The sequence below is a fragment of the Photorhabdus heterorhabditis genome (assembly GCF_018448905.1).
Taxonomy (GTDB): domain Bacteria; phylum Pseudomonadota; class Gammaproteobacteria; order Enterobacterales; family Enterobacteriaceae; genus Photorhabdus; species Photorhabdus heterorhabditis.
Genome location: NZ_RCWA01000067.1, coordinates 1 through 9353 on the forward strand (window position 1 = coordinate 1; position 9353 = coordinate 9353).

The 9353-nt window shown below is 43.3% G+C and carries 10 protein-coding genes; 7 read left to right on the forward strand and 3 right to left on the reverse strand.

Annotated elements, in window-relative coordinates:
* A partial coding sequence (locus tag EAE89_RS21795) for an Rpn family recombination-promoting nuclease/putative transposase (RefSeq protein WP_214086571.1) occupies positions 1-358 on the forward strand: 358 nt, incomplete at its 5' end.
* A gap of 383 nt (positions 359-741) precedes the next feature.
* Here EAE89_RS21795 and EAE89_RS21800 read toward each other — a convergent pair.
* Positions 742-1404: an HAD family hydrolase gene (locus EAE89_RS21800; protein WP_054481307.1), complete on the reverse strand. Its 663-nt coding sequence runs from the start codon at positions 1402-1404 to the stop codon at positions 742-744.
* 104 nt (positions 1405-1508) lie between these two features.
* On the opposite strand from EAE89_RS21800, the gene nudC reads away from it, so the two are divergent.
* From nudC to EAE89_RS21830, 6 genes are all read left to right on the forward strand, one after another.
* Entirely contained in the window at positions 1509-2276 is a 768-nt protein-coding gene (gene nudC, locus EAE89_RS21805; protein ID WP_054481309.1) for an NAD(+) diphosphatase, read from the forward strand.
* A 109-nt stretch (positions 2277-2385) separates the two neighbouring features.
* On the forward strand, positions 2386-3450 hold the full coding sequence (gene hemE, locus EAE89_RS21810) for a uroporphyrinogen decarboxylase (protein ID WP_054481305.1): 1065 nt from the start codon (positions 2386-2388) through the stop codon (positions 3448-3450).
* 5 nt (positions 3451-3455) lie between these two features.
* Entirely contained in the window at positions 3456-4124 is a 669-nt protein-coding gene (gene nfi / locus EAE89_RS21815) for a deoxyribonuclease V (RefSeq protein WP_054481303.1), read from the forward strand.
* A 76-nt stretch (positions 4125-4200) separates the two neighbouring features.
* On the forward strand, positions 4201-4791 hold the full coding sequence (locus EAE89_RS21820; protein ID WP_054481302.1) for a YjaG family protein: 591 nt from the start codon (positions 4201-4203) through the stop codon (positions 4789-4791).
* Positions 4792-4977: 186 nt separating this feature from the next.
* Positions 4978-5250, forward strand: a complete 273-nt coding sequence (gene hupA / locus EAE89_RS21825) for a nucleoid-associated protein HU-alpha (RefSeq protein ID WP_054481300.1) — start codon at positions 4978-4980, stop codon at positions 5248-5250.
* 68 nt (positions 5251-5318) lie between these two features.
* Entirely contained in the window at positions 5319-5960 is a 642-nt protein-coding gene (locus EAE89_RS21830; protein ID WP_054481299.1) for a DUF1481 domain-containing protein, read from the forward strand.
* A 23-nt stretch (positions 5961-5983) separates the two neighbouring features.
* On the opposite strand, the gene purD is transcribed toward EAE89_RS21830, so the two are convergent.
* Both purD and purH read right to left on the reverse strand, forming a co-directional pair.
* Positions 5984-7267, reverse strand: coding sequence for a phosphoribosylamine--glycine ligase (gene purD, locus EAE89_RS21835; protein WP_054481297.1), 1284 nt, complete (start codon positions 7265-7267; stop codon positions 5984-5986).
* 21 nt (positions 7268-7288) lie between these two features.
* Entirely contained in the window at positions 7289-8878 is a 1590-nt protein-coding gene (gene purH, locus EAE89_RS21840) for a bifunctional phosphoribosylaminoimidazolecarboxamide formyltransferase/IMP cyclohydrolase (protein WP_054481295.1), read from the reverse strand.
* Positions 8879-9353: the final 475 nt, after the last annotated feature.

Consider the following 9353-nt stretch of genomic DNA (forward strand, 5'->3'; position numbering starts at 1 on the left):
GGATATGCTGGAATGGATACCCCAATTGGTGGAACTCTTGAATGCAGGGTATAATACAACCGAACAGCGCAATGTGGTATTAAGCTATATTTTACTGAATGGGCATACGCTGGATCTCTCACACTTTGTCCATCAACTGATTGAACAATCTCCGGAGCATGAAACGATGTTGATGACTATTGCAGAACAGCTTGAACAAAAAGGGCGCGAGCAAGGTATCAAGCAAGGTATTGAGCAGGGCCGAGAGGAAGGTAAAGTGGAAACGGCTCGAGCCTTGTTACGGCATGGCGTCAGTCTGGATATTATTGTCACCAGTACCGGACTGAGCCGGGATAAAATTGAAGCGTTAAAGCATTAAATTCATCTTCTCTTACAGCAAAATGCCGATATTCAAGAGCGGCATTTTTGTTCTTATTTATAGGGAGCGAAATGACACCTTAAGAGCGTGGGGAACACGATTGGGTGGGTTGTTTGCGGAAACAAAATGACTTGTTCTGTTTCGTCAAGACCTCAATTTTATTGCAATATTCTTCCCCAGCAATTGGGTTGCCTGTTGAAAGATGACGGGTATATACCCAATAGATTTCAAGATGCATCGCGACGGCAAGGGAGCGAATCCCTGGGAGCATAGATAACTATGTGACTGGGGTGAGTGAGTGCAGCCAACAAAGAGGCAACTTGAAAGATAACAGGTATAGATGGGATTATGGAAACCATAAACCCATTACTGATTGAAAATATTTACAGTGACCAGGTTAATTGTTGCCAGCCATGTCGTTGTGCTTCGGTTTTTAAACGGGCATCGGCATTGATCGTAATGACTTCGTCGGCAAATTGACACATTGGTAGATCATTAATTGAATCACTGTAAAAACGGATAATTTCAGGATAACTGTTTTGTTGTTCCAGCCACTGTTTCATTCGTTTTACTTTACCTTCGCGAAAAGTCGCAATACCGTCTATTTGGCCGGTATAACAGCCATTTTCCGTCACCATATCAATGCCTAGTGCAGTGTGAATCCCTAATTCGGCAGCAATCTTTTTCACAATAAAAGAGACTGTAGCTGAGATAATAATGACTGGAATTTGTTGCTGTTGATATTCTGCAATAAGAGCTTTAGCTTGCGGGTAAAATCGAGGTCTGATTTTTTCTTTAACAAACTCAACTAACCAAAGATCAACTTGTTTTTGTGGAACTTGGTGCAGTGTTTGCAGGATAAATGCTAGATAACTACTCATGTCAAGTGAACCTGAGTTGTAATCAGCCATCATTTTTTTATCTGCTTCGATAAAACTTGGATCACTAATGATACCTTTTTCCCATAGAAACTCTGTCCATATGGCACTGGAATCACCGGAGATTAAGGTGTCATCCAGATCAAACACGGCAAGCAGTTGTGACATAGTGTTGTGTTCCTCGTGATAAATAGTAACAAGAGCACGCTTTTCTGGCTAAAAAGCGTATGATTTATACAGATATTTATAACAAATAAGATGTCATAATGACGATGCAACAACAAGTAACCGGTGTAGAACGAGGCTGGTGGATTATCAGTGATGAAAATCGTATTTGGCTCCCTAAAGGTGAATTACCTTTTGGAATAGCTGCTCAATGGTCACTGCAAGGAAAAATAGCATTGCTTATCGGTGAGTGGCAGGGTGAGAAAGTTTGGCTTATTTGCCAGAAAATGAATTCAAATATGGTTTCCTTACGGCATATTGTTTCAAGCGATCGCGGCTTGTTTCAATTAGCAGGCCGGGGAGTGCAGTTGGCAGAGTTTTATCGTTCCCATCAATATTGTGGTTATTGTGGCCATGAAATGAACCATAGTGTCAGTGAATGGGCTTGTTTGTGTAACCATTGTCATGAACGTTATTATCCGCAGATTGCACCTTGTGTTATTGTCGGTATTCGTCGGGATGATCAGATCTTATTGGCTCAACATCAGCGCCATCGTGATGGCATACATACAGTGCTTGCTGGGTTTGTTGAAGTAGGTGAAACACTTGAAGAAGCTGTGGCTCGTGAAGTGATGGAAGAGAGTAATATTAAAATTCGCAACTTACGTTATGTCGCTTCTCAACCGTGGCCTTTCCCCCATTCATTGATGATGGCATTTCTAGCTGATTATGACAGCGGTGAGATTTGTCATGATCCGAAAGAATTGATTAGTGCAGATTGGTATCACTATGACCAACTGCCATTGATTCCACCACACAATACTATTGCCCGTCGGTTGATTGAAGATACGGTTGTTCTGTGCCGAAATGCGTAATGCATGGTTTGGCGCAATTCAACGGGAGAGATTTATCTGTCATGTTACAATGATGTCCTAATCATTACAGTCAGATAATATTGCGGCCAATAAATAAATGGAGCCTGTCATGAATGAGTTGAAAAACGACCGCTATTTGCGTGCCTTATTACGCCAACCCGTTGATGTTACACCTGTATGGATGATGCGTCAGGCTGGCCGCTATTTACCGGAATATAAAGCCACCCGTACCGAAGCTGGTGATTTTATCTCTCTATGTAAAAATACTGAACTTGCCTGCGAAGTCACTTTGCAACCTTTGCGACGTTATCCATTGGATGCAGCAATTCTTTTCTCTGATATTCTCACTATTCCTGATGCAATGGGGCTGGGACTCTATTTCGAAGCAGGTGAAGGCCCGCGTTTTAAATCTCCTATTTTAAACAGTGCTGATGTGGAAAAACTACCGGTTCCCGATCCTGAGATGGAGCTGAGTTATGTGATGGATGCAGTGCGTGCAATCCGTAAGGCACTGGCGGGTCAGGTTCCTTTGATTGGATTCTCTGGTAGCCCGTGGACGCTGGCGACTTATATGGTGGAAGGTGGCAGTAGTAAGGCATTTACTAAAATCAAAAAAATGATGTATGCCGAACCTGCCGTAATGCATCTGTTGCTGGATAAATTGGCAGACAGTGTCATCCTTTACCTTAATGCTCAAATTAAAGCAGGCGCTCAGTCTGTGATGATTTTCGATACTTGGGGAGGCGTGCTGACTGGCCGGGATTATCGTGAATTTTCCCTGCGTTATATGCACAAAATTGTTGATGGTCTGATCCGTGAAAATGAAGGTCGTCGGGTACCAGTGACACTGTTTACCAAAGGTGGTGGGCAATGGCTGGAAGTAATGGCTGGAACCGGTTGTGATGCTCTTGGCTTGGATTGGACGACTGATATTGCCGATGCTCGCCGTCGTGTGGGGAATAAAGTCGCTTTGCAGGGTAATATGGACCCATCTATGTTATATGCTTCTCCAGAACGGATTGAACAGGAAGTTTCAACAATTTTGCAAGGTTTTGGTGTGGGTTCTGGTCATGTCTTTAACCTTGGTCATGGTATCCATCAGGATGTACCACCGGAACATGCTGGTGTATTTGTTGAGGCGGTACACAAACTTTCAGCTAAATATCATCAGTAAAAAATATGATCAACACAAAAGCATTACGTCAGGAACAAATAGAAAAGGCTCAGCAGGTTATCTGTTATGATGATTTTTCCTCACCAAAACTGATTGCTGGTGCTGATGTGGGCTTTGAACAGCAGGGAGGAATTACCCGCGCAGCGATAGCTGTTCTCTCTTACCCTGATCTTGAGTTGGTGGAATATCAGATAGCTCGAATTGAAACTACGCTTCCTTATATTCCTGGTTTACTCTCTTTCCGTGAATATCCTGCATTGATGGCGGCTTGGCAGTTGTTGGAACATAAACCTGATCTAGTAATGGTGGATGGTCATGGTATTGCTCATCCACGTCGTTTAGGTGTTGCCAGCCATTTTGGTTTATTGGCGAATATTCCTACAATCGGTGTAGCAAAACGCCGTTTATGTGGTGAAAGTGAGTCTTTGGGTGAGCAGCCTGGCAATTGTCAGCCTCTAATTGATAAAGAGGAACAGATTGGTTGGGTATGGCGAAGTAAAAAACGCTGTAATCCATTGTATATTTCTCCAGGGCATAAAATCAGTCTTGATAGTGCATTGCTATGGGTGGAGCGCTGTGTAAAAGGTTATCGCTTGCCCGAAACAACCCGCTGGGCGGATGGTATAGCCTCAAATAGAGCGTTTTTTAAACAAATAATGCAGAAAAATCCTTAAATTCGGTGTAAATGTGTGGATATTCTTGAATTTCAGGTAAACTGCGGAGCACATTATGCATAATGAGTAAGAACTAATGTTACGAAACCCGATACATTTACGGTTGGAGAAACTTGAAAGTTGGCAGCATTTGACCTTTATGGCGAGTCTATGCGAACGGATGTATCCAAATTACCAGATGTTCTGTCGTCAGACTGCGTTTGCAGAACCTGCTCTTTACCGCCGTATTTTGGATCTGGTGTGGGAAATATTAGTTGTAAAAGATGCTAAGGTTAATTTTGATAACCAGTTGGAAAAGTTAGAACAAATTATTCCATCAGCAGACGATTATGATATTTACGGTGTATATCCGGCAATTGATGCATGTATTGCATTAGGGGAAATGGTCCATTCCCGTCTGAGTGGTGAAACATTGATACATGCCATTGCAGTGAGTGAAATTTCAATTCGCACTGTTGCTATGCTTGAAATGACTCGGGCCGGGAAAGAAATGACCGATCAAGAATTAAAAGAATTACCAGCCATTGAGGAAGAGTGGGATATTCAATGGGAGATTTATCGCTTATTAGCCGGCTGTGAAGAGCGGGATATTGAGTTGATTAAAGGATTGAAAGCTGACCTCTGGGAGTCAGCCATTAGCAACATTGGTATAAATTTAACGCAGTAAAGTGAAAAAACGTGATTTAATGCTTTAAATGCCATGTTCAAAGGCTTCACTTTTGCCCCCACTCTGTTCTACATTTGGGGGGTGAAAAGAAGTGGCTATCGGTGCGTGTATGCAGGGGTGCTGTCATTCGGCATATCCGTCGCACTCGATGCTTTGCAAACGATAAACACACTGTAAGGATAATCTATGAATAAGACTGAATTAGTTGATGCAATCGCAGAAAGCACAGACCTGACTAAAGCTCAGGCAAAAGCTGCTCTGGAATCAACTTTGAATGCAATCACCGAATCCCTGAAAACGGGTGATTCAGTACAGCTGGTAGGTTTTGGTACTTTCAAAGTTAACCACCGTGCAGAGCGTACTGGTCGTAACCCTCAAACCGGTAAAGAAATTACAATCGCGGCTGCAAACGTACCTGCTTTTTCTGCTGGTAAAGCTTTGAAAGACGCAGTTAAATAATTTCATTGCAAAAAAGAAAAAATAGAAGGGGTATTATTTATCCCCTTTTGTTGGTTCGTCAGGGGCTGATGACACTAGGATTCGTCTTCGCGCTCAGCGCCTGTACCAATCAACCTAAAGAACCTCTTTTTAGTGCAAGTGGATTCATCGCAGATGATGGTGTTGTTCGCTTGTGGCGCCTCAACGATCAAAATAATAAACCTCTGGTTCTGATGAGTGTTTATAGCCCTTACCGTAATGATAATACCGTCGTCACTTTTTACGAATATAAGCAAGGTGATTTGCGCCAAATTCGCCGTGAAATTCTGAATGATGAAAATCCACTGGCTGAACAACTTCGTTTGAATAAATTCGGTGATGTGATTTTTATGCAGAAGCAGTTAAAAACACGGCGTGAACCACTTTCCAATGATGATATTGTTCGTATGCAATTTGATGCTAAACGGACTCTTGAATTAAGTGATGCACTGATAGTAGGCAATGTGCGTTTGATGCAAGGTCACTGGAATAACGGCAAGGTCACTACCTGTACGGGTGAAATGATTTCCGTTGAGTTTGAACCTTACGCTAAGTCATGGCTTGAACAGCGCGAAAAAAACAGTTACGGCCAATTAACCATTGCTTGGTTGGAGGCTTCTGCTGGCCGCGAGTTACTGTTGGTGGCAAATAATGATTTTTGCCGTTGGGAGCCGACGAAGGACAGCCTCTGATTCTGACCTCCGCCAGTTTTTGATTACTTCAGCCGATTAATGGCCCGATATCCAATATCTTTGCGGTAGAAACAGCCATTCCATTTAATCTGTTCTGCTTGCTGGTAAACCTTTTTCTGTGCATCAGCAATAGTGTCTCCTAATGCTGTGACACATAGAACACGTCCACCGGCGGTAATAACATTATTATCCTGCAATGCTGTGCCTGCATGGAAAACTTTGTTGCTTGCATTTTCCTGTTGAGGCAAGCCATGAATAATATCGCCTTTGTGATAATCAGCTGGATACCCGTTTGCAGCCAGTACCACGCCCAGAGCAGGGCGTTTGTCCCAATCAGACGTTTTACCAGCAAGTTCGCCTTTGGCGCCAGCCAGACAAAGTTCAATCAGATCGGAACGCATACGCATCATAATCGGCTGGGTTTCCGGATCACCAAAGCGGCAGTTAAATTCAATCACTTTTGGTTCTCCATCTTGATTAATCATCAATCCGGCATAAAGAAAACCCGTATAGATATTACCTTCAGCAGCCATACCATTGACGGTAGGATAAATAACCTCTTCCATAATACGCTGGTGGATCTCATCGGTGACTACCGGAGCGGGCGAATAGGCTCCCATTCCGCCAGTATTTGGGCCAGTATCATCGTCACCTACGCGTTTATGATCCTGGCTGGTGGCCATAGGAATGACATTTTTGCCATCGACCATAACGATAAAACTTGCTTCTTCACCAGTCAAAAACTCTTCAATAACAATTCGGTGGCCGGCATCACCAAACGCATTTCCGGCTAGCATATCTTTTATTGCGGACTGGGCTTCTTCCCGTGTCATAGCAACAATCACACCTTTACCCGCAGCCAACCCGTCAGCTTTTATAACAATAGGAGCGCCGACTTTATCCAGATAGGTGAGGGCAGGCTCGATTTCTGTAAAATTCTGATAAGAGGCAGTCGGAATCTTATGGCGTGCTAGAAAATCTTTGGTGAATGCTTTTGAACCTTCTAACTGAGCGGCTGCTTGAGTTGGGCCAAAGATAGTTAGTCCCGCTTGTTGAAATATATCGACAATACCCATTACCAGTGGTGCTTCAGGGCCAACGACAGTCAGCCCGATATCATGGCTTTGTGCAAATGCTAATAGGCCGTTGATATCTGTTGCTGAGATATCAATATTTTCCAGATGACTTTCCAACGCCGTCCCTGCATTTCCCGGAGCAACATAGACCTTATCAGCCAAAGGAGATTGTGCTGCTTTCCATGCCAGAGCATGTTCGCGTCCACCGCTACCAATAATTAAAATATTCATCAAATTAACCCCTGTTATTGATTAGTGGCGGAAATGGCGCATACCAGTGAAGATCATGGCAATGCCGTGTTCATCTGCGGCTGCGATTACTTCGTTATCGCGGATTGAACCGCCGGGTTGGATAACACAGCTCACGCCGACAGCCGCAGCGGCATCAATACCATCACGGAATGGGAAAAATGCGTCAGATGCCATTGCGCATCCCTGAACATCTAAACCTTCATCAGCTGCTTTAATTCCGGCAATTTTTGCAGAATAGACACGGCTCATCTGGCCTGCACCGATTCCGATGGTCATATCATTTTTTGCGTAAACAATGGCATTGGATTTGACAAACTTAGCGACTTTCCAGCAGAACAGAGCATCTTTCATTTCTTGCTCAGTTGGCTGACGTTTGGAAACTACATGCAGGTTATCGGCTGTTACCATACCAAGATCACGATCTTGTACGAGCAGGCCACCGTTGACACGTTTGAAATCAAGGCCAGCAATGCGAGTTTCCCACTCACCAGATATCAGAACACGGACATTTTGCTTGGTAGCCAGCACTGGTAATGCCTCTTCATTTACTGAGGGAGCGATAATCACCTCTACAAATTGGCGGTCGATAATAGTTTGTGCAGTTTTAGTATCAATTTCGCGGTTAAAAGCAATAATGCCACCAAAAGCGGAGGTTGGATCTGTTTTGAATGCGCGATCATAGGCTTCGTGAATATCTTTACCAATTGCTACGCCGCATGGATTAGCATGCTTAACAATCACACACGCGGGTTCTACGAATTCCTTAACGCATTCTAGGGCTGCATCTGTATCTGCAATATTATTATAAGAAAGTGCTTTGCCTTGTAACTGAGTTGCTGTTGCGATAGATGCCTCAGCGAGATTCTCTTCTATATAGAAAGCTGCATTCTGGTGACTATTCTCGCCGTAACGCATATCTTGCTTTTTAATAAAATTCAGATTTAAGGTCCGGGAGAAACGCCCTGATGGTTGAGTAATATCACCATAATAAGCAGGAACCAGTTTGCCAAAGTAGTTAGCAATCATGCTGTCATAAGCAGCAGTGTGTTCAAATGCTTTAATTGCTAAATCGAAACGGGTCGATTGTGTCAGTGAACACTGGTTGCTATCCATCTCTTCAATGATTTTTTCATAATCATTACTATTAACTACGATTGCGACATCTTTATGATTCTTAGCCGCAGAGCGAACCATAGTTGGGCCGCCGATATCAATGTTTTCAACAGCGTCTGCCAAAGTACAATCTGGTTTAGCAACGGTCTGAGCGAATGGATATAGATTCACAACTACCATATCGATTGGTGAGATGTGATGTTGTGCCATGATTTCATCATCTTGTCCACGGCGACCAAGGATTCCACCATGTACTTTAGGATGCAGTGTTTTAACGCGGCCATCCATCATTTCAGGAAAGCCAGTGTAATCTGAAACTTCAGTAACTTTCAGCCCTGATTCAGATAGTAAATAGGCTGTACCACCAGTAGAGAGTAATTCAACACCGCGTTCAGATAAGGCTTTCGCAAATTCAACAATCCCTGATTTGTCGGAAACACTAAGCAGGGCACGGCGGATTGGACGAAGCTGTTGCATTGGTTTGATCCCTTGGATTTTGTGAGGCAGTAACATGTTATTGGGAAGAACCCACCATATAAATAAGGACATAAAAAATGAGTACTGCAATAACATTTCAGAACAGTCGGATAAAATCACATGATGATTTTATCCCTCGGATTGTAACGAAAACGTTTGCGTGATGCTCGATAAATTTTCATTCGATTATCCATTTGTGGGTAAATCTGTTGATAAGTGAGTATAAAGTGGTGTTTTGCTGTGGGATTAATCAAACGATCAATTTTATTAAAAATAATTATTGCCAGCGCCGAAGAACGCCCTATAATGCGCCACCACTGACCGACACAACGCTAAGAAAACGTGTGGGGTTGGGCAGGGGAGCGCAAATAAGCGCTTGACTCTGCGGGCAAAAAGCGTAATATACGCAGCCCGGCTGACCGAGAATATCAAATTTTAAGGTGGCCTGCTCTTTAACAATTAATCAGACAATCTG